Source organism: Natrialba asiatica DSM 12278, assembly GCF_000337555.1.
In the GTDB taxonomy this organism is placed as follows: domain Archaea; phylum Halobacteriota; class Halobacteria; order Halobacteriales; family Natrialbaceae; genus Natrialba; species Natrialba asiatica.
Genome location: NZ_AOIO01000023.1, coordinates 52,789 through 72,227 on the forward strand (window position 1 = coordinate 52,789; position 19,439 = coordinate 72,227).

The window sequence follows — 19,439 nt, forward strand, 5'->3', positions numbered from 1 at the left end:
TCTATACGATCATCGTCGCGGTGGACGCGATTGCTCCGAAGCGTTCTGCGACCTCGCGGGCGATCGGTCCCTTGATCTCCGTCCCGCGGGGCTCTTCGTTCTCGTCGATGATGACCGCCGCATTGTCCTCGAACTTCAGCCGCGTGCCGTCCGGTCGGCGGATCGACTTCCGCTGGCGGACGATGACGGCCTCGAGAACCTGGCGGCGCATCTCGGGGGTCCCCTTCGTGACGGAGACGGTTACCTTGTCACCGAGACCCGCCTTCGGCTGGCGGTTCTTGGTGCCGTGGTAGCCCGAGACGCTAATGATCTTGAGTTCACGTGCGCCAGAGTTGTCGGCGCACGTGATCAGCGAGCCCTTCTTCAGGCCTTGCGTGACGTCGGCTTTGAGCGCCTCCATCACTGCTCACCCTCGGTTGCCTCGGGTTCTGCGTCCTGCGTGACATCGCTACTCGAGAGTTCCCGATCAGGCTCTGCCTGGCGGGTCAACTCGGCGATGTCTGCCGCAGTCGCTTCCTCAGTTACTTCGACGACCACGTGCGATTTGGTCTTCGACAGTGGTCGGGTCTCTGCGATCTTGACCGTGTCACCGACCGAGAGCGGCTCGAGCACGCCCGGCACGTGTGCCGGAATGCGCGAGCGACGTTTCATAGAGCGGTCGTATTTCGGAACCGCTACGTCGTACTCTCGTTCGACGACTACGGTCTTGTCCATGTCCGTCGAGACGACGGTCCCCTCGAGGATCTGTCCTCGAACGGAGAGTTCGCCGTAGAACGGACACTTCTCGTAGTCGTATTCCTCCGGGTTTTCTGGTTCCGGAGGGGTTTCAACGTCTAGTCCTATTGCCATGGTGAGTCACCATTCGTTTCCGTGCGTCGGGCGGGTCGTGAGAGCAGTCGCGATCCATCGACCGTAACGTAGGCCACATCCTCGCCAGCGCCGTCTGGTGTTTCCGATTGCTCGACTCCACCAGGTTGAGTGTCGGCCAGTTTGGACGCGGTCCCCGACCCCTTCGCGGCGTCGGCGGCGTCATCTGTGATCGTGAACTCGAACACCGAGCCCGATTTTGGCACCATGACGACCCGAGATTCCCCGTCGTCTCGAACCTCGATCGAGAGCGTATTGGTCGTCTCGATGACGACGCGGCCCTCGAGGCCGACCCGTGTAGCGTCGTCACTCTCGACGATGCGGACGGGAAGTCCGTTGAGTTCGTGTCGTGGGAGTGTCTCGGGTGTCAGTGCCATTGTCATCTATTATTCGTCGTCGAGATCGCCTTCCTCACGAGCTGCGCTCGTTCGGATACTCGATCTCATTCGAGATCGCCCTCCTCGCGCTGGATCGTCTTGATCCGCGCAATCGTGCGACTGAGTTCACCGATGCGCCCCGGATTCTCCGGGGCACCACCGGCGGCGAGAACGGACTTCTGGTTCAGCAGTTCCGTCTCGAGTTCATCGAGTTCTTCCGCGCGTTCGGCGGGCGTCATGTCGCGGATCTCTTTGACGTGGAGGATTGCCATCAGGCGTCACCTCCTTCGTCTTCGTCTTCATCCGCGTCGGTTTCCATCTCCTCGACGAGTTCTTCGGCTTCGGCCTCGACGTCTTCTTCGAGTTCATCGAGGTCGTCCTCGGTGTCGTCGGTGTCAGTGTCATCGTCGGCGTCAGCGTCCGTCTCAGACTCGTCTTCAGCTTCGACTTCCGCTTCGATAACTTCCTCGACGACCTCTTCGTCGAGTTCGGCGTCGTCGTCGGCTGCGGTTTCGAGCGTCTCGTCGGCTCCCGCTTCGACGCCGGAGTCAGCGGCCTCGGCATCCTCGGGCTCTTCGGGTTCGCCTTCGAGAAGTTCTTCGACGCCTTCGGCCTCGTTGGCCTCGACGGCCTCGGGGACGAGTTCTTCCGGATCGACATCCTCGTGGATCTCGAAGTCGTCGGGGAGTTCGGCGTTCGGCGGGATGATCTTGACCGTGACGCCGATCGTCCCGAGCTTCATGACGGCGACACCCTGGCCTTCGTCGACGATTTCGGCGGCGGGTTCGCCGTTGTGCTTGATGTAGCCACGGTTGAACTTCTCCACGCGCGAGCGTGCACCCGTGACCTTCCCGGAGAGGACGATCTCGGCACCGAGTGCGCCGGCTTCCATGATCCGGTCGATCGTCGTGTGACCGGCCTTGCGGAAGTACCACCCGCGCTCTAGGGCGTTTGCGAGGCGATCCGCGACGATGCGTGCGTTCAGGTCGGGTTCGTCGACCTCCTGCACGTCGATCTGCGGGTCCTCGAGGTCGAAGCGCTCTTCGAGCGCCGTCGTGACCTTCCGGATGTTCTCGCCGCCCTTGCCGATGACCATCCCGGGCTTTTCGGCCTTGAGGACGATTTGGGTTCCCATCGGCGTCTTGGCGACGTCCATGCCACCGTAGCCCGCGCGGCCGAGTTCTTCCTGGAAGAACTCGTCGATCTGGGACCGCTGCAGGCCGTTTTCGATGAACTGTTGCTCGTCAGCCATTAGTTGTTACCCTCCGAGTCCTCGGTTCCTGTCTCCTCGTCGACTTCTTCGACGACGATCTCGACATCGACCTGCGGCGTATTCCACGACGAGGCACGCCCCATCGCGCGGGGCTTGCGACCGACCGATTCGCCGACCTTGTGGGCGGCGACGTGGACGATCTCCATCGACTCGCCGTCGAAACCCTGATGGTCCGCGTTCGCCGTGACGTTCTCGAGCAGGTCGAGGAACTCCCCGGAAACCTTCTCGGGGTACTTGCCGGCGTCCCAGCCGTCGACGTCGGAGCGGTGACCCGCACCGGCGTTGTGGGACTTAAACGGAACCGACTGTTCTTCGTCGATTACGTCCTGGAGATACGCCTGGGCATCCGCGACGGTTCGGCCCTTGATCTCGCGAGCGACCTCCTTGCTGTGCTTGTGGCTCATGTGACGCTCCCGAAGCATCGCTTTCGCGGTGGACTCGGGATCCGCGTCGACTGAGTAGTTGATTCCCATGCGTGGATCACTTCAGTGGGACGAACTTCGACGAGCGAGTCGCACCGATCCCCGCCTGTCCGTGCTCGACGGACGTTCGGGTCAGTTGGAACTCGCCGAGATAGTGTCCGATCATCTCGGGCTCGACGCGAACGCGCTCGAAGGACTGTCCGTTGTAGACCTCGAAGGTCAGCCCGACGAACTCCGGCAGCACCGGCATGTCGCGCAGGTGCGTTCGGATCGGCGCGTTCGCCGTCTCCTGCTCGTCTTTCTCGCGGGCTTCCTCGAGGAGCTTCTGTTTCTCGACGGAGAGTCCGCGTTTGATACTTCGCCGCTTCCGTGCGGGCAGCAGTTCGGCAACCTCGTCGAGCTCCAGATCCTGCAGCTCCTCGAGCGTGTGGCCACGGTAGGTGAACTCCTCACCCTCACGGCCGGTTCGGTACTCCTGACTCATTTGTTTCCACCTCGACCAGTGCGGCGCGAGGAAATGTCACCGACCTTCCGTCCCGGCGGGGCATCCCGCGAGACGGACTTCGGTTTGCCGGGGTGCTGGCGACCGCCACCACCGAACGGGTGGTCGACGGCGTTCATCGCCACACCGCGGACGCGAGGCCACTTCGTGCCCCGCGCTTTCATCTTGTGGTACTTGTTCCCTGCCTTGACCATCGGCTTTTCCGTGCGACCGCCACCGGCGACGACGCCGATGGTGGCGCGACACTGCGGATCGAGGCGCTTGACCTCGCCGCTTGGGAGTTGGACGACCGCCGCGTTGCGGTCGTGGGTGATCAGGTCTGCGTTAGTCCCCGAGGCGCGAGCGAACTTGCCGCCGTCGCCCTGGTTCGCCTCGACGTTACAGACCGGCACGCCCTCCGGAATCTCCGCGAGCGGGAGCGTGTTCCCGGGCTTAATTTCGGCCGAGACACCGACCTGCAACTCCTCGCCGACCCCGATACCCTCGGGAGCAAGGACGAGCCGCTGGTCGCCGTCTTCGAACTCGACGGCAGCGACGGGTGCCGATCGGGCCGGGTCGTGTTCGATGTCCACGACCGTCCCGCGGATCACGTCGTCGTCTTCTTCCTTCTTGTGCTCGAGCTTTGCCTTGTACCGGTGTGACGGGGCGCGGAACGTGGGCGTCCCGCGTCCACGTCGCTGTCCAAGAATTCGTCGTCCCATCCTCAGAACACCCCGATTCGCGAGGCAACTTCCTGTGCGTCGTTGTCCTCGGACAGTTTGACGGTTGCTTTCTTCTTGCCCTTCATCGTTACCTGCGTGTTGATGTCAGTGACCGAGACCTCGAAGCGCTCTTCGACCTCGTCGCGAATCTCGGGCTTGGCAGCGTCCGGGTTGACGACGAACTGGAGCTTGTTCTCGAAGTCCATGTCGTTCATCGCCTTCTCCGTCACGAGCGGGTGCTCGATAACCGAACTCATCGGTCCGCCACCTCCTCGAGTGCGCTTTCGGTCCAAACGGTCAGTCGACCCGGCTGTGCACCGGGTGCGAGATCTTCCGCGTTGACCTCCGCAGCCGTCGCGACATCGGCGCCAGCGAGGTTTCGAGCCGCTCGCGACGGCCCCGTCTCGCTCGACGTAACGAAGAGGATCGACGTCGGCGTCTTGTACTTGCGCCCACGGGTCTTCCCGCGACCCGATCGGACGTTTCGACCCTCGTCCGCACGCTGGATGTCCTCGGCGAGGCCCGCTGCCTCGAGGAACTCGACGACCTCCTTCGTCTTCTGGAGGTCTTCGAACTCGTCGGCGACGACGACCGGAATCTCGGCGTCATCATCGAACGCGTGCCCGCGCTCGGCGACGAGTTCAGCGTCGGTCGTCGCAGCGATGGCGCTGCGGACGGCCAGTTTCTTTGCTTTCGTGTTGATCGATTCGGACTGGTCCTTCTCGGCTTTCGGCGGGTGGGCCTTGCGTCCCTTGACAGTCTGGGGAACGCGGCGACCGCGTCCGTCCTGTTTGGGAACGTGGGCCATCCCGCGGCCGCTACCGAACGATTCGGCCGGCGTCCGCATGCCGGCGAACTCGTCGGCACCGTAGTCCTGTTTGCGGTTTGCCTGGGCGACGTTGACGGCGCGGGCGATCAGGTCCGGGCGGTACTGCGTCTCGAAGACCGCCGGAAGGTCGACCGATCCCGCGTCGGAGCCGTCCAGGTTGCGTACTGTTGCGTCCATGTGTTATCCCTGGTTAGATGCGGTGGAGACGTAGCGTACCTCCGGATCGAGGCGCGGCTGGTCTCCGGGTCGGATCGCCGGGCGGAAGCGCACGAGGCGCTTTTCCGGCCCGGGGAGCGAGCCCTTGATCAGCACGTGCGGTCCGTCGACTTCACCGTAGTTGATGAAGCCGCCGTCGACCGTCGCGTCTGCGCCGTCGCCGATATCGACGAGGCGCTTGTTCAGTTCCGTCCGCTGGTGGTAGCCGGTCTGTCCCTGCTGTGGGACCGTCGACCGGACGCGGGACGGATTCCAGGGACCGAGGTTCCCGATGCGGCGGCGCCAGCCCTGCCGGGCGTGCTTGCCCTTGCGTTTCTGGACGCCCCATCGCTTGACGGGACCCTGTGTCCCCTTTCCTTTCGTGACGCCGCTTGCGTCGACGTACTCGCCGGCGCGGAACATGTCGTTCATGACGTGTTCGCCGCCGCCGTCCTCGAGCAGTTCGAGGGCGTAGTCGACGCGGTCCTCGACGGAGCTGCCGCCGACGCGCGTCTCCATCACGTCCGGTTTCTTCTTCGGCATCGAGGGAATGTCCCCCGGAACCGTGTGCGTGATGACGCGAACGTCGTCGACGCGTCCTTCCTCGAGGAAGCCACGGAGTTCATCCGCGGAAGCGTCAGTGTCATAGTCGTCACCGGGAAGGTCCAGCACGCGATCGAGTTCGGGAACGAACTCGTCGGTCCAGACCTCGGTGAGCGGCTTCTTTCCGTACGGCGTGTCTTCGTACGCACGCAGGGCGACGGCGCGCATTGGCGGCGTCTCCACGATCGTAACGGGAACGGTCTCTTCCATTCCCTCGGTCGGCGAGTTCGCTTTGTCGTCGACCATTACGACGTGGGTCATGCCGGCCTTGTAGCCCGCGAAGCCCTGGAGCGTTGGCTGTCCGTCGTCGTCCGGCCACGAGTTAAAGCGTGGGACCTCGCTGGTCGCCCGCTTTCGTGGGCCGAACCCGAGTGAGCCTTTGCGTGGTGCGTTTGATTGTGGCATTCTATCACTCTCTGAGTGAGAGGGGAGCGAGAGTCGCGAACAGAGCCTCCTCCGTTCGAACGACATCGCTTCCCTGGTACGGAACCGTGTTCAGCCAGAGGTCGAACCCTCGTCCTGGATCGACATCGCCAGATGTGGGTTCGACTCCGTCAGTGTCGTCGTCCGGCCGCGGTGGCCAGGACGACAGTGTGTCGACGGCGTCCTCGGATTCGAACTCGAGGATGTCCGGCAGCCCTCTCTCGGGCGCGCCGAAGGCGACGGTCATCCCGTCGCGGTCGACGTGTCCGGCCAGCGTGTCGAGCCGCCCGACGGTAAGTTCGGTACCGTATCGGGAGGCGGCGATTCGAACGCCGGCGTCCTCACGGCTGAGTGCTGCCTGTAGGTCCGTCCGCTCGACGGAGAGCCCCGGAAGGGGTTCGTCGACGAGCTTTGCCCGGACCGGTCGTCGCGAAGAGATCCTGATAGTCACGCGCTCGCCCTCGTCGAGCGCCATTTTCGGCGGCACGTTGAGGGAGATCGGGTGTTGCAAGCCGCAATTGACCCGCACGCGTTGATCAGGTCCGACCTCGGTCACGATCCCTTGTCTTAACGACCCCGAACCGGTAGATTCGGAGCCGGTCTGTGACACGGCGCGGAGCGGCGGCAAGACGCCCGCATACTCCAGTTCGTTGCGCATCCCCCAGACCTCGTTGCGGAGGTATGGCGGTGTTGCGGCGTATCGCAAGACGGTGCTTACGAACCCGCCGTCGAATCGCCCCGTTTCGCCATCCCGGTCGGGATAGACGATGAGGCGGTCAGCACGGAAGACCGTCGCCGCGCGGGCGACGTATCCGAGTTTGCGAGTAGCCTCGCGTTTGTCCTCGGCCTCCCGAGTGAGCGACGACGGCACGAGTACGCTGACGGTCATGCCGTGACGCTTCGGCGCCGCGTCACTAGACTGTAGCGATGTGTTGCGGACAAGGTCTTAAAAGAATAGCGGATTCGATCCCGGCTGTGAACGCCTCACACCCAGTAATTCGTGCCGAACGGGCACACAGTCGTTGGGAGTGATTCGTTCGTCTGCCAGCGGCCGAACGGAGCAAGTATCGCTGCGTCAAATGCGGTGTACAAGAGCGTGGACACAGATTCCGACATGGGCAGACATAGCGAAGACAAAACGATTCGCAACCCTTATACATCCCTCCGACAGTAGGTGTAAGTGCAGCAGGGCGCTGGTAGTGTAGTGGTATCACGTGACCTTGCCATGGTCACAACCTGGGTTCAAATCCCAGCCAGCGCACTTTTGTCGCGAACAAATTCGTGAGTGACGGAAATCGTATCCGTCCTTCGGTGGCGACCACTGTTGATAAGCACCACGTAATGCGCACTCACCGTCCGTACCTGTGGTGTAGAGCGTGAGTACCGCCGTAATTCCCGGCTCGTCGCTTGTCGGTTCAAGGAGAGTTAACTGATTAGTGCGGGGTCGGTTCGCCGAGTTCACGGACGGTGGACTGGTTAGTGCGGGAGTCCATCACAAGCGACAACGGATATCACGACCGAGTGAGTTTTATGCTGGAACGGGATATGGAGGTGTAGACGACCGCATCACGTCTCCTATGCAAACGGACTGTTCACCCGCAGATGACGCGGCTGACCGCCAGTACGACCAACCGAACGACCGCTACGTTTTCCACCACGATACCGAGAGCAGTGCGCTGGTGACGACGACGATCGTCCACGCGCTGGCATCGGTCACGGACATCGACGTTTCCCAGGGCGAGTTCTCCCTGTACGATAGCGTCGATCCGGACGCCCTCAATCGACTGTTCCGATCGACCGCAGACGGTTCCGAACGCAGCGGTGGCCACGTCGCCTTCACGGCAGTAGAACACACGGTCTACGTGTACGCGAACGGGGACGTGGTCATCCATCCACCTACAGAGACGGACCCCGGCGTGGAACAGCCGCGTCCACACCCGAACTCCCAGCAACGGTAACACGCACGAACGGGCCGATTCGACAACGAACAGGAAACAGAAGCCGGCACCGGAATCGACGGATACCCCGGTAGACACAACGGGATCGCCGACGCGGATTTCCGGTAACTCGACAGCACCTCGAAGGGGACGGATTTACCACCGCTGGCGTCCTCGTGACCTGTATGACGGTACTCGCACTCCTGAGTGTCGCACCCGTGATCGAAGACAGCATGGCCGGCGAGGTCGCGGCGGCCGTCGACGAACTCGAACACTACGACGTCGAGTACGAGACGAACGCGATGGGCACCGTGATCGAGGCCGAAAGCACGGACGAACTATTCGCGGCCGCACAGGCCGCCCACGACGCGGTCGACGGCGATCGAGTCAGTACGGTTCTCAAAATAGATGACAAGCGCACGCGCGAGACGAGCGCAACGACGAAAGTCGAGTCAGTTGCCGATGAACTCGGCCGAGAGCCCACGAGCCAGCGCTGACCGCCGCTGGCCGACGCGTCGCCGACCGCTTCGGGCGGAACACTCAACCGCTCGACGCCACTACACCGATTATGGCGCAGACCCAGACCACACTCGAGGTGACTGGCATGTCCTGTAACGGCTGTGAAGCGACCGTCATCGAGGCCGTCGAGGCGCTCGACGGCGTCGCCTCCGCGACGGCAAATCACGAAGCCGACGAAGTCCGCGTCGAATACGACGGGACAACCGTCGACGAGTCGACGCTCGCCGAGACGATCGAAAACGCCGGCTACGAGCCGGCGGCCTAACCGCTATCAGCGACCCGCGCCGAACGCTACGTTCGATGTCCTCGACCCCTGTGTCAGACACAGGTCAGACTGAATCTGGCAAACTGTTTTACGGCGGAGCCTGAAGCGTAGCCTATGGAAAGTCTCAATCGCATGGCGATCGAGCTCGTCGACGAGGCCCTCGATTACGCCGAGGAGTTGAACGTCGGCGGCTACGACCTCGAAAACGAGGCGACCGTCCTCGACTTCGGCGTCGAGTTCGACGGCGGCATCGAAGCGGGACTGTTGCTAACCGAGATCCAAACCGCCGGGCTCGCGACGCCGAGCTACGAACTCGGCGACCTCGACGGCGCGGCGCTTCCCTACGTCGAACTTTCGACCGACCAGCCCGCACTCTCCCTGCTTTGTTCCCAGAAAGCCGGCTGGGAACTCGTCACCGAGGACTTCGAGGGACTCGGAAGCGGTCCCGCCAGGGCGCTCGTCGCCGAGGAAGAAGAGTTCAGGCGCGTCGGGTACACGGACGCGTTCGATCTGACGGCGCTCGCCGTCGAGACGGAGGCCATCCCGACCGAAAGCGCGGCCGCACAGGTCGCCGACCTCGCGGAGGTCGAGACGAGCAGCGTCTTCCTGCTGGCCTACCGAACGGCGAGTCTCGCCGGAAGTATCACGAACGCCGCGCGGGCGGCGGAACTGGCGACGTTCCGCCTCGCCGAACTGGGCTACGACCTGCGCGATATCGTCTCGGCGACGGGCCGGGCACCGGTCGCGCCGGTCGCCGCAGACGAACAGACGGCGATTGCGCGCACGAACGATGCGATCGCCTACGGCGGCACGGCTCACCTCACGGTTCGCGAGGATGCGGACGTCTTCGATTCGGTGCCATCAGTGGCCGCCGAGGACCACGGCCGCCCGTTCGGCGACATCTTCGACGAACTCGACTGGGACTTCGAGGAGGTTCCGTCGGATCTGTTCGCGCCAGCGTCGGTCACGATCGACGTTCTCGGCGGACCGACGTACGTCCACGGCGAGACGGACGAGGAGCTAGTCGCACAGTCGTTCGACCTGTAACGACACCCGTAACTGCACCCCCAAATCGCCACACAGCACGTGACACTCACCTTCAAACCGGTCCCGGAGCCACCCGCCGATCGTGACGCCCTCACCGCCGTTCGGAACGCGGTTCCGGCGACGAAGGCCGCCGCCGCGGAGACCGCCGACTGCTGCGTGCGAGTTCTCGAGCGAACCGGGAGGGACGCGGACGGAACCGAACTGATCCGGGACCGCGACGACGCCGCAACCTGGCTGACCTTCCTCCGCGCGCTCGAACTCGCGACCGACGGCGAGGATGGCTATCGGCGGACGGATCGTGAACTCGAGCGGGAAGCGGTACAGGCTGCATTTCGCAACCGAGTTGACGGCGTGCAGTCGATATTCGAGGCGCTGGACGCCGCCGCAGAACCGCTTTCCGCCGCGACCGTCGCCGATCGGGTGCGGTCCCAGTCCCGGTCTCAGTCGTCGTCCCGCCGGCGAGTGCAACCGGACCGAGTCGAGCGGCTACTCGAGTGGGCCGTCCTGCTCGGACTCGCCGAACGCCGGGATCGGGCGGACGAGATCGAGTATCGAGCGATCGCCACGCCCTCGTAGCCCGTAGCCGAAACGGTCGTTTTATCGGCTCGTACGCCCATTCTGCAGCCGTGACTGAGACGATCGAGACCGTCTGTTTCGACCTCGACGACACCCTGTGTACCTACAGCCGTGGCGGCGACGAGGTCCTCGCGGCCGCGTTCGACCGCGCCGGCGTCTCGCAGTGCTGGGATATCGACGCGTACTACGACCGCTACCGCGACTACCTCGGGGACAGCACGGACGTGCGGGACCTCCGACGGCGGTGTTTTGGCGACCTGACCGTCGCCGCGGGCGAAGACCGCGCGATTGGCGAGGCGGTCGCGGACGCCTTCGCGGAGGTTCGAGAGCAGGAGAGCGTCGAGCCCCTCCCGGGGGCACGGCGGGTCGTCGACCAACTCGGCGAGGAGTTCCGACTCGGACTCATCACGAACGGCCCGCCGGGAATGCAACGGACGAAACTCGAGGCGATCGGCCTCGCGGACCGATTCGAGACGGTCGTCTGTGCCGGCTACGACGCGCCGGCGAAGCCCTCGGCCGAGCCTTTCGACCTCGCGTTAGATCGACTCGAGTCGACGCCGGACCGGGCGGTCTACGTCGGGAACTCGCTGGCGTCGGACGTCGCGGGTGCCAGCGCGGCCGGCCTCCGGTCGGTGTGGATTCCCGCGACGGATTCGATCCCCGAGCAACCGACTCCCGCGCCCGAGCACACGCTCGGATCGCTCGAGGAACTGGTGACGCCGCCCTGGTGACGGTGAGCACGTGCCGGTGCGGCTGTGAGCGTTCACAGACCGATACCGGCCGCTTTTACCGTGCGACGGTCGTCCGTGCGAGGCGATGACCGACCACGCGATCAACTTTCAGTCGATCGTCGAGGAGATTCGACGAACCGGTGGCTCGCGCGGCGCTGGCGACGACAGGCCCGCTACTGGCACGGCCGGCGACGCCGACGCACCGCTCGTCACGGTCGACGGCGACGACGTGATCGCCGTCTGCCAGCAACTCTTCGGTGCGCTCGCCGAGCGAACCGAGCCGACGACTTGCGAGTTCTACCTGCATCCGAACAATCGGCGTGCGCTCGAGCGACGATTGCTCGCGGACGACCTCGCGGTCGAATCGATGCCGTTTCTCGAGCGGCAGCTCTGGACGGACGTGTCGATGCCCGACGACGTGATTCTGTTCATGCACCCGGATGCGGTTACCCTCGGCGGAACGGTGACCGGCGAGCACCCGGTGGGGCTGGGGACGGTCGAGATCACGAACTCGTCCGGTGGTAGTGATCGATGAGCACCGTGCCAGCGCGGACGAGCGTGTAGAGTCCCGAGGTGAGCACCGTCATCGGAACGACCAGGTCTTGAAATCCTCGCGCGAGCGAAACGAGTTCGATCATCGGCCCGGATCGGAGTCCGAGAAGACCGAACGGCAGCACGAGGAGTTGCAAGACGATCGTGATAACCGCGGCGAGAGCGATCCAGAACAACAGGATGCCGGCGAAGACGAGCGCTTCGCGGATCGCCCATCAGAGGCGGCCGGACGGGGAGCGCGGAAACATTGACCGAATAACTAGTTGACCTCGATAAAAATGTGCCGGAGTGTCATGTCGACGTATCGACGGGTGGTTCAGGGAGGTCGACGACTCACTCAGCGTTCGTGGGGTGAACGGCCGTCACCGTGCCGACGCCCTTACTGCGGCCCTCGCGGAAGACGAACTTCTGGCCCTCCTCGACGAGGTACGGACGGAACTTGAACCGGACGGTGGTCTCGCCCGTATCGCCCGGGAGGAGGCGACCTTCGTCCGGATGAAACGCCGCCGCCTCGCCGATCGTCTCGAGGTGAACCACCGGCTCGTAGCCGTCGCCGATCCGGGTCGGATGGTTGAGCACCATCACCTCGGCCTCGAACTCGCGAATCGGTTCCGGATCGGCGTCCTGCGGGAGCAGGACCATGCCGCGTTCGATTGCACTCTCCTTGATCCCCTTCAGCGCGATACCGACGATCCGGCCGGCCTGGGCCGTATCGACCCGATGGTAGTGCATCTCGATCGAGCGAACCTCGACCTCCCGAAATCGTCCGTCGGGCATCGGCCCGATGAGGAGTTCGTCGCCGGCCTCGACCTCGCCGGATTTGACGGTTCCCGAGGCGACCGCGCCGACGCCGGTCACCGAGTAGCTGCGGTCGACGTACATCCTGAACTCGCCGGTATCCTGGGACGTCTTCGGGAGTCTGTCGAAGAGTTCATCGAGCGTCTCGAGTCCGTCCATCGTGATGGCGCTGGTTTCGACGATGGGGACGACGCGCTCGCTGATTTCGTCGATTGCAGTGTCGATACCGTGGCGGGAAACGCGAAGCGGCGACTTTTCGACCTCTCGGAGGAGGCGTTCGACCTCGCGTTCGACCTCCTCGACGCGGTCGTCGTCGACGGCGTCGGTCTTCGTGATCGCGACGATAGTCGGCAGATCGGTCGCGAGGAGGACGCCGAGATGTTCGCGGGTCGTTCGCGTGGGGCCGTCGTCGGCGGCGACGACGAGCAGGCCGTAGTCGAGTTTCTGCCCGACGAGCCCGCGGATCGTCGTGCGGAGCCACGGTTCGTGGCCGACGGTGTCGACGAAGGAAACCAGCCGATCGGCCTCCTCGACGACCTGGGCGCGGTCCGCCTTGCGATTCGGGTTACGAACGCGGACTGGCCCGTCCTCATCGAAGCCGTAGACGGCGTAGGAGAGATCCGCCGAAAGGCCGCGTTCGACCTCGTGGGGTTGGACGTCGAGGTACGACCGAGTCGCGCCGTCGCCGTCGTCCGGGTTGCCGGTCACGAGCGATCCGACGAGCGTGCTCTTGCCGTGATCGACGTGACCCGCCGTGCCGACGACGACGTGTTCGTCGTCCGTCTCGAGGACACTTCCCTCGTTGATCGTCGCGACGCCGACGAGTCCCTGGTTGATCCCCCAGGTCTGTACGTCGTCGATGTGCGCGTCAGCTTCCTCGGCCAGCAGCGAGAGCACGTCCATCGTCTCCGAGAACGTATCGGGATCGACACCGGCAAGTCCGCCATCGTCCGTCACACCGACGACGTACGTCGCCTCGCCGTCGCCAGAAAGGAGTCGGTGACGTAGTTGGGCCGCCAGACTCTCGCGTCGTCCACTCTCGAGATGAACATCGCGTGAAAGCCGTTCCTTGAACTCGACGTTGCCACCCTCCTGTTCGCCACGGTCCAGGGCTCGCTCGAGAAGAGCCCGGTCACGGCTCATAGCAACTGATAGCGGGCCACACGGCAAAAACCTTCCCGTCTATAGTTATCAATTAGCACAGACCCGAGGGGAAGATACTGGGGCCGGTTTCAAGAGTCTCGAGCCCCTGTATGAAGTATGAGCGTCAGTGGCCTCTGTCAAATTTGTGAGTCTCGGCCGGCCCAGGAACGTTGTGACAACTGTGGCACGCTCGCCTGTGAGCAACACTACGACAGCGAAAAAGGGCTCTGTGCCGACTGTGCAGCCCAGGTCGAACCGGGGAGCGATCCGAACTCGGACGACGTCGACATACACCGGTTCTGATCGCTAGCTTCCCAGCCTCGCATCTATCGTCCAACAAATGACCGCCATTCGTGACGAACTCGCGATCGCCGTCGGCGTCGGCGACCGATTTTGCGTCGAGGTAGCACAACTCGAGGGGATGCTCGTCGCCGCGCACCCGCGCGAGAGAAGTCCGTTGGACATCGCCGTCATCGAGGGTATCGACCAACTTGAGGCGGTGCCCGCTACCCCGGTCGAAGTCGAAATCGAGTCTCGAGTTGTCGAGGACTACGTCGTCGGGCGGCTCGTCGCAACCGACTGTTCGACGATCGACCCGCCGTAAGCCTCCGAGCAGATCGACAGTTACCGGGTGCGTCCGTACGTTCAGGTTTAGATCGAGTTATTGCAGTCGGCGAGGATTTTGAGGGAAACTGCTTTTCGACGCGCGAAGTTGCTCGGTTAGGCACTCATTACGAAAACCGCTAGTAACTACTCTACCAGAGTTCCTGTCGATATCGCCGATAGTTTTATAATCGTGTATGTGTCCTGTGGTGTCATGCCACACAATGGCAAGCGAAGTAGTAACCAAATCGGCCGGCGTAAAGTGCTGAAACTCGCAAGTGTAACCTCGCTCGGCGGACTGGGCGCGACGGCATCTGCCGCAGCTTCACAGTATGAACCGCAGGTCATTCGAATCAGGGGTAGGTACGAGAGTCCGATTACGTCCAGCGAAGCACGAGAGGGGCTCGAAAGATTGGTTGAGAAGAGTCCAAGCGCCCACTCGAAGGCCCTTGATACACAGGGTACCTCGGAGTTTCGAGAAGGTTTCGAAACCGTCGAATACGTTGCTCGGATAGGTTCCAATGGTCGTGTCAGCCAGTACTATGGCGGCTCGTCGGAAGCCACGGAGGCGTCTGCCCACGCCAAGGGAAAAAAGAAAAAAGACGAATTCCAAACGTCTGAAGTGACGACCTCCTCACCCCCCGTCGAATCCGGGCCGGAATGGGACTTTATCGACGACTGGCAGGCAAACGAGACGGCGCACTGGGGGGAACTGAACCACAATATTGAATGGTATTACGTTCTCGAGGATAGCGAAGTCCGTAATGCGTTCCGAAGCCTTATCGCGAGTAGCGATGATACGATTAACCCATACAGCCGTTGGATAGATACAACCCACGACTGGGGAGAAAGCGAACTCGGGAGTGAATCGATCCACAATGCTGGTCCGACCACTACGCACGATGAAGGCTACACCGTTTCGATAGGATATCCTGCAGGAGGCTCTCTCAGTTGGAACGCTGGGGGATCCGGCGACGTGGAACAAACACTTGACAACAGTGACCCAAGTATCGATTGGCATTACGGTATCCCGAGGAATGGAACGTCGTGGTTCTATCCCGGCAGTCACGTCGTCGCGGATCAAGGATCGTACGGAGACAAGGTAATAACCGATCGAGCAGAAGCGATTTGGGGGAGCGTCTATACTCTTCGGCACAATTGGCACATGTCTAACTATTATTGGTAATTACATAATTATGGGAACGGAGGAATTGAACGGGTTTCAACGGTTCTTCGACTGCCGACTCGGAACCAGTACTGTTACCCGCAGGTTCAGGAAAGGATACTGCTGATCGGCCGGATACGGCACGATACTCCACCCAATCCGGAGAACCTGGCGCTCTTAGATATTGAACGGCCTCCCGGGAGTGTGGCTGAATCGATTGCTGGGTTGAGGGTGAGATTTAGTGAACAAACCGCTACACATGCGTCTCCCCCGAACGCTGGTTTTGCGACCTCCCTCAGAACTGAAGTTGACCGACGAGTTCTTCGACGTCGAGCGGTGGCTGTTAGTCGCCGGATCGCTCTTTGACTTCGATCGTTTCGTCGTAACCATCACTGACCTGCTCGATTCCAGAAGCGGCAGTGAGTTTCCAGTCGCCGGCTACCGTCGCATCAAATTGGCCGAGGGTGAAAAATCTCGCTTCTCCCGGCGGGATTTCCTCCTCGCCGGCAACACTGGTGGAGGCCGTTTGCACGGACGCCTCCTCGTTCGGTGGTGCGAGTTCGACGCTCACGTCGCCAGTAGCCGGCTCGCCACCGGGGTTGCCAAGATGAACGCCGATTTCAAATTCGTCACCCACGGTAATGCCATTCGGGTCCTGTGGCTGATTCCGCAGGAGGATGAACGCACCGGGTTCGGCTTCGTTCACCTCGAACTCGGGTTCCGTATTACTGGAATCCGCTCCGGTGTTGGATCCAACGTCCATACTTCCGACAGAGTCCGTTATAGTGCTAGCCCCACGAGTCATCCACCCTGCGATAGCGGTGGACCCAACCGTGAGACCAGTAAGGAGGGCACGACGGCGCACATTCCCAATAAAACGTATCTGTACATAAAAGTTGTCACCCGGTCAATCTGCCGTTGTATCCTCGCTCTGTACTGACCGATGAGAAGATTCGTTTCGTCGAAAACAGCAGACGCCGACCCGATCGTACCGACTGCAATCACACCCCGATCGCACGGCCGTCGTGGCGCGGCCTGCATCGCAACGACGCGATCGGCTTCACTGCGATCCGCGAGAGGATGCCGGGAAGAGACCGCTCGCGCGAGGTTTCAGACTGGCCGCGGTCTCGAACCGGAGATCGTTCGTTTCAGTTCCGATACCGGTTGAGTCGCCGCTGCAGTCGTTTTGCCGCCTGGCCGCTCGCGTTAGCGAACTCCTCGCCGTTGTCTTCTCCCGCGAAGATGATCCCGCGAGACGAGTTCACCAGGCCGACGCCGTCGGCCAGGCCGAACTCGACGGCGGCTTCGGCGTCGCCACCTTGTGCGCCGATACCGGGGACGAGAAACGGCAGATCCGGGACCTGCTCCCGGAGGGCTTCGAGTTCTTCGGGTTTGGTCGCGCCGACGACGAGGCCGACGTTGTCGTTTTCGTTCCAGAGGTCGGCGAGGGCGGCGACGCGTTCGTAGACGGGTTCGCCGGAGTCGAGTTCGAGATCCTGGATGTCCGCGCCGCCGGGGTTCGAGGTGCGACAGAGGACGAAGACGCCGGCTTCCTCGTTCGAGAGGAACGGCTGGAGGGAGTCCCGACCCATGTAGGGGTTGACGGTGATCGCGTCGGCGCGTTCGAGCAGTTGGGCGTACTGCCGGGTCGTGTTACCGATGTCCGCTCGCTTGGCGTCGAGCAGGACCGGCACGTCCTTGCCGTGGGCGTAGGCGATCGTTTCCTCGAGTGCGCGCCAGCCGTCGGGGTCCTCGTAGAAGGCGGCGTTCGGTTTGTAGGCGGCGGCGTGCTCGTGGGTTGCGTCGATGATTCGGCGGTTGAACGCCCACCGAGGGAGGTCATACTCCCGGAGGTGCTCGGGGATGCGAGACGGGTTGGGATCAAGGCCGACGCTCACGACGCTGTCGACCGTCCGGATGCGGTCGTGCAGTCGATCGAAGAAGTTCATGCACGCGAGTGACCGCCGGACAGTCGAAAAGGTTCCTATACGGCTGGACAGCAGTCAGTGAGCAGTTGGGGCGAATCGTCGGCCGTCGTCCGGACGGAGTCGATAGCAAAACGACAGGTCGGCAATAAATCGGCCCGGTAGTCTCCTGTGTCCCCGCAGGACACGGACGAGGAGTGGCGTGTCCGGACTCAGTGTACAGAACGGTACCAGATACCAATACCAAACATATTAGATGGTATTTACTTCGGGGTAATGGCGTATAGGCAATGTATGGATATCCGAGGGAAAGTGAAGCCGCTATTGCAGTTCGGACGCGTTCGTAACCAGATCCAGTCGACGCTGTGGGGGACGACCCAGGCAAACGGGGGAGCGACAGAATCCGGCCAGCCGACCGTTCACGGTCCGAAACCGACCGACGGTCGCGGCCAAGAGAACGGCCCCGACTACGGCGGTGGCCGTGAACCCGAAGCGGCAACGAACTCGACGGCGGAACAGCCGGACACTTCCGGCAATCTCTTCCAGTGTTCGACCTGCAGCGCGGTCTACATCGACGACGAAAAGGAAACCTGTCCGTCGTGCAACACCGAGGTCGAACAGGTTCGATCGACGTTTTCGCGATAGGTATCGGTAGTAGCTAGGCACGATCGGTTCGGAAATCGGTTCAGTTGTTACTATCGGACTCGAGCACCTCGACGAGGTTTCCCTCCGGATCGCGCAAAAACATGATCGTCGTTCCGCTTTCCGTCGTTCTCGGCCCGCTCAACGTCGTCACGTCCGCCGGCAACGCCTCGTCGAACGCCTCGAGATCTCCAACTTCGAGGCCGACGTGCGTTGCACCCGGCTGATTGAGTCCCGCGGCCGGCACCTCGCGAACCGCCGGTTCGAACTCGACGAGTTCGACGCGACAATTCCGGTTCCGGTTCCGGGCGCCCTCACCCTCACCCTCGAGATGGACGAACGTTCCGTTCGCGCCGTCGACATCGATCGCGTCGGCGAGTTCGGGACCGGCAACGGTGAACTCGGCGGCGACCGAGAGGCCGAGTACATCGCGGTAGAACGGGAGGACGGTATCGAGGTCGCTGACGGTAATCCCAACGTGGTGGGTGCCCGTGTCGGGGTGGATCGGTGGCATAGCGAACGTCCGGAAGCCCGGCCGAAAAAACGTTCGGCTCTGGGTTGGTTCGGTTCTCTCGACTCCCTCGATTGCCCCACTTATCTCAGACGATCTACCGTACCGAGTTCCCGGCGCACCCGCAGGACGGGGCGCAGGTGCGCCGACACTGACTGACGTCCGTCCGTCTCGATTAGTTCGATCGGCGAGTTCATCTCGGCAGCTGGTGCTGGCATCGTCCGAACCGAAGCAAACAGCGGGGATACTATTACAGTCGCCGCACTCGACAAACCGATATGAGTCGCCTCGCACTGATCGCCCACGACGAGGAGAAACCGGCCTTGATCGAGTTCGCCGAACGCTACGAGGATGCTCTTGCGACCTGCGACCTCGTCGCGACCGGAACGACCGGGAAGCGCCTCCAGGCGGAAACTGAACTCGAGGTCGAACGCAAGGAGTCGGGCCCGTACGGCGGTGATCTGATGATCGGCGCGGAGGTCGCAGCGGGGATTATCGACGGCGTCATCTTCCTGCGCGATCCGCTTCGCGCCCAGCCCCACGAGCCGGATATCTCGGCGCTGTTACGGATCTGTGACGTTCACGACACGGCTCTGGCGACGAACCTCGCGTCTGCGACGTTTCTCATCGAGGGGCTTGCAGAGGCCGGCTGACCGCGTGCAATATCTCGCTGAAGAGGTATCAACATGACCGATATTCGACTGCCCGCTCGTCCTCCCACCCAGCATCACAGCAGTTCACCAATCGGAGATGACACCACCCCAATGCACCACTGTCCCACCCGCCATCGACTCGTCCGTGGTGTGTCACGAATTTTAATATCACGGCCCGCC

Annotated in this window: 29 protein-coding genes and 1 tRNA gene; 13 read left to right on the plus strand and 17 right to left on the minus strand. The window is 62.6% G+C overall.

Translation table 11 applies throughout. The features are described 5' to 3' along the window. Position 1: 1 nt before the first annotated feature. The 12 genes from C481_RS09390 to C481_RS09445 form a co-directional block, all read right to left on the minus strand. Complete coding sequence (locus tag C481_RS09390) at positions 2 to 400, minus strand: 50S ribosomal protein L14 (protein WP_006108953.1); 399 nt, start codon at positions 398 to 400, stop codon at positions 2 to 4. Beyond that, positions 400 to 849 carry a 30S ribosomal protein S17 gene (locus C481_RS09395; protein WP_006108954.1) on the minus strand — a complete coding sequence of 150 codons (450 nt, stop codon included), beginning with the start codon at positions 847 to 849 and terminating at the stop codon, positions 400 to 402. Before C481_RS09395 ends, C481_RS09390 begins: the two co-directional genes overlap by 1 nt. Beyond that, positions 840 to 1,244, minus strand: coding sequence for a ribonuclease P protein component 1 (locus tag C481_RS09400; RefSeq protein WP_006108955.1), 405 nt, complete (start codon positions 1,242 to 1,244; stop codon positions 840 to 842). Before C481_RS09400 ends, C481_RS09395 begins: the two co-directional genes overlap by 10 nt. Before the next feature lie 65 nt (positions 1,245 to 1,309). Then, positions 1,310 to 1,516, minus strand: a complete 207-nt coding sequence (rpmC, locus tag C481_RS09405) for a 50S ribosomal protein L29 (RefSeq protein WP_006108956.1) — start codon at positions 1,514 to 1,516, stop codon at positions 1,310 to 1,312. Then, positions 1,516 to 2,496, minus strand: a complete 981-nt coding sequence (locus tag C481_RS09410; RefSeq protein ID WP_006108957.1) for a 30S ribosomal protein S3 — start codon at positions 2,494 to 2,496, stop codon at positions 1,516 to 1,518. The genes rpmC and C481_RS09410 overlap by 1 nt, the downstream gene beginning before the upstream one ends. Then, on the minus strand, positions 2,496 to 2,990 hold the full coding sequence (locus C481_RS09415) for a 50S ribosomal protein L22 (RefSeq protein WP_006108958.1): 495 nt from the start codon (positions 2,988 to 2,990) through the stop codon (positions 2,496 to 2,498). Before C481_RS09415 ends, C481_RS09410 begins: the two co-directional genes overlap by 1 nt. 7 nt (positions 2,991 to 2,997) lie before the next feature. Further along, complete coding sequence (locus C481_RS09420) at positions 2,998 to 3,423, minus strand: 30S ribosomal protein S19 (protein ID WP_006108959.1); 426 nt, start codon at positions 3,421 to 3,423, stop codon at positions 2,998 to 3,000. Then, positions 3,420 to 4,142 (minus strand): 50S ribosomal protein L2, encoded by a 723-nt coding sequence (locus tag C481_RS09425; protein ID WP_006108960.1) that lies wholly within the window; start codon positions 4,140 to 4,142, stop codon positions 3,420 to 3,422. The genes C481_RS09420 and C481_RS09425 overlap by 4 nt, the downstream gene beginning before the upstream one ends. A gap of 2 nt (positions 4,143 to 4,144) precedes the next feature. Continuing rightward, on the minus strand, positions 4,145 to 4,399 hold the full coding sequence (locus C481_RS09430) for a 50S ribosomal protein L23 (protein WP_006108961.1): 255 nt from the start codon (positions 4,397 to 4,399) through the stop codon (positions 4,145 to 4,147). Next, on the minus strand, positions 4,396 to 5,148 hold the full coding sequence (gene rpl4p / locus C481_RS09435; protein ID WP_006108962.1) for a 50S ribosomal protein L4: 753 nt from the start codon (positions 5,146 to 5,148) through the stop codon (positions 4,396 to 4,398). The genes C481_RS09430 and rpl4p overlap by 4 nt, the downstream gene beginning before the upstream one ends. Before the next feature lie 3 nt (positions 5,149 to 5,151). Then, entirely contained in the window at positions 5,152 to 6,174 is a 1,023-nt protein-coding gene (locus C481_RS09440; protein ID WP_006108963.1) for a 50S ribosomal protein L3, read from the minus strand. A 4-nt stretch (positions 6,175 to 6,178) separates the two neighbouring features. Then, entirely contained in the window at positions 6,179 to 7,081 is a 903-nt protein-coding gene (locus C481_RS09445) for a putative RNA uridine N3 methyltransferase (protein WP_006108964.1), read from the minus strand. A 301-nt stretch (positions 7,082 to 7,382) separates the two neighbouring features. Here C481_RS09445 and C481_RS09450 point away from each other — a divergent pair. The 8 genes from C481_RS09450 (at position 7,383) to C481_RS09485 (ending at position 11,802) form a co-directional block, all read left to right on the plus strand. Next, a tRNA-Gly gene (locus C481_RS09450) sits at positions 7,383 to 7,453 on the plus strand. 316 nt (positions 7,454 to 7,769) lie between these two features. Continuing rightward, complete coding sequence (locus C481_RS09455) at positions 7,770 to 8,150, plus strand: HalOD1 output domain-containing protein (RefSeq protein WP_006108965.1); 381 nt, start codon at positions 7,770 to 7,772, stop codon at positions 8,148 to 8,150. A gap of 164 nt (positions 8,151 to 8,314) precedes the next feature. Then, positions 8,315 to 8,626: a thiamine-binding protein gene (locus tag C481_RS09460; protein WP_006108966.1), complete on the plus strand. Its 312-nt coding sequence runs from the start codon at positions 8,315 to 8,317 to the stop codon at positions 8,624 to 8,626. A gap of 71 nt (positions 8,627 to 8,697) precedes the next feature. Beyond that, on the plus strand, positions 8,698 to 8,913 hold the full coding sequence (locus C481_RS09465) for a heavy-metal-associated domain-containing protein (protein ID WP_006108967.1): 216 nt from the start codon (positions 8,698 to 8,700) through the stop codon (positions 8,911 to 8,913). 114 nt (positions 8,914 to 9,027) lie between these two features. Next, positions 9,028 to 9,960 carry a methenyltetrahydromethanopterin cyclohydrolase gene (mch, locus tag C481_RS09470; RefSeq protein ID WP_006108968.1) on the plus strand — a complete coding sequence of 311 codons (933 nt, stop codon included), beginning with the start codon at positions 9,028 to 9,030 and terminating at the stop codon, positions 9,958 to 9,960. A gap of 39 nt (positions 9,961 to 9,999) precedes the next feature. Further along, positions 10,000 to 10,536, plus strand: coding sequence for a hypothetical protein (locus tag C481_RS09475; protein WP_006108969.1), 537 nt, complete (start codon positions 10,000 to 10,002; stop codon positions 10,534 to 10,536). A gap of 50 nt (positions 10,537 to 10,586) precedes the next feature. Next, on the plus strand, positions 10,587 to 11,267 hold the full coding sequence (locus tag C481_RS09480) for an HAD family hydrolase (RefSeq protein ID WP_006108970.1): 681 nt from the start codon (positions 10,587 to 10,589) through the stop codon (positions 11,265 to 11,267). Between the two features lie 85 nt (positions 11,268 to 11,352). Continuing rightward, the gene (locus tag C481_RS09485) at positions 11,353 to 11,802 is read left to right on the plus strand and encodes a hypothetical protein (protein WP_006108971.1); all 450 of its coding nucleotides are present in this window, start codon (positions 11,353 to 11,355) and stop codon (positions 11,800 to 11,802) included. On the opposite strand, the gene C481_RS22400 is transcribed toward C481_RS09485, so the two are convergent. Continuing rightward, positions 11,771 to 11,995 carry a hypothetical protein gene (locus C481_RS22400; RefSeq protein ID WP_006108972.1) on the minus strand — a complete coding sequence of 75 codons (225 nt, stop codon included), beginning with the start codon at positions 11,993 to 11,995 and terminating at the stop codon, positions 11,771 to 11,773. The two genes, C481_RS09485 and C481_RS22400, sit on opposite strands and share 32 nt — an antisense overlap. 157 nt (positions 11,996 to 12,152) lie before the next feature. Next, the gene (locus C481_RS09495) at positions 12,153 to 13,760 is read right to left on the minus strand and encodes a GTPBP1 family GTP-binding protein (protein ID WP_006108973.1); all 1,608 of its coding nucleotides are present in this window, start codon (positions 13,758 to 13,760) and stop codon (positions 12,153 to 12,155) included. A 117-nt stretch (positions 13,761 to 13,877) separates the two neighbouring features. Between C481_RS09495 and C481_RS09500 the strand changes: the two genes are divergently transcribed. The 3 genes from C481_RS09500 (at position 13,878) to C481_RS09510 (ending at position 15,549) form a co-directional block, all read left to right on the plus strand. Then, on the plus strand, positions 13,878 to 14,063 hold the full coding sequence (locus C481_RS09500) for a hypothetical protein (protein ID WP_006108974.1): 186 nt from the start codon (positions 13,878 to 13,880) through the stop codon (positions 14,061 to 14,063). Positions 14,064 to 14,100: 37 nt separating this feature from the next. Next, complete coding sequence (locus C481_RS09505) at positions 14,101 to 14,364, plus strand: hypothetical protein (RefSeq protein WP_006108975.1); 264 nt, start codon at positions 14,101 to 14,103, stop codon at positions 14,362 to 14,364. A gap of 213 nt (positions 14,365 to 14,577) precedes the next feature. Beyond that, entirely contained in the window at positions 14,578 to 15,549 is a 972-nt protein-coding gene (locus C481_RS09510) for a hypothetical protein (protein WP_006108976.1), read from the plus strand. Positions 15,550 to 15,871: 322 nt separating this feature from the next. On the opposite strand, the gene C481_RS09515 is transcribed toward C481_RS09510, so the two are convergent. After that, on the minus strand, positions 15,872 to 16,291 hold the full coding sequence (locus C481_RS09515) for a hypothetical protein (RefSeq protein ID WP_006108977.1): 420 nt from the start codon (positions 16,289 to 16,291) through the stop codon (positions 15,872 to 15,874). A gap of 385 nt (positions 16,292 to 16,676) precedes the next feature. Beyond that, the gene (gene pyrF, locus C481_RS09520; protein WP_006108978.1) at positions 16,677 to 17,477 is read right to left on the minus strand and encodes an orotidine-5'-phosphate decarboxylase; all 801 of its coding nucleotides are present in this window, start codon (positions 17,475 to 17,477) and stop codon (positions 16,677 to 16,679) included. Positions 17,478 to 17,747: 270 nt separating this feature from the next. On the opposite strand from pyrF, the gene C481_RS09525 reads away from it, so the two are divergent. Continuing rightward, complete coding sequence (locus C481_RS09525; protein WP_241434671.1) at positions 17,748 to 18,098, plus strand: hypothetical protein; 351 nt, start codon at positions 17,748 to 17,750, stop codon at positions 18,096 to 18,098. A gap of 40 nt (positions 18,099 to 18,138) precedes the next feature. Here C481_RS09525 and C481_RS09530 read toward each other — a convergent pair whose 3' ends face one another. Further along, complete coding sequence (locus C481_RS09530; protein ID WP_006108980.1) at positions 18,139 to 18,609, minus strand: VOC family protein; 471 nt, start codon at positions 18,607 to 18,609, stop codon at positions 18,139 to 18,141. Between the two features lie 275 nt (positions 18,610 to 18,884). Here C481_RS09530 and C481_RS09535 point away from each other — a divergent pair, with 275 nt between their 5' ends. After that, on the plus strand, positions 18,885 to 19,259 hold the full coding sequence (locus C481_RS09535) for a methylglyoxal synthase (protein WP_006108981.1): 375 nt from the start codon (positions 18,885 to 18,887) through the stop codon (positions 19,257 to 19,259). Positions 19,260 to 19,439: the final 180 nt, after the last annotated feature.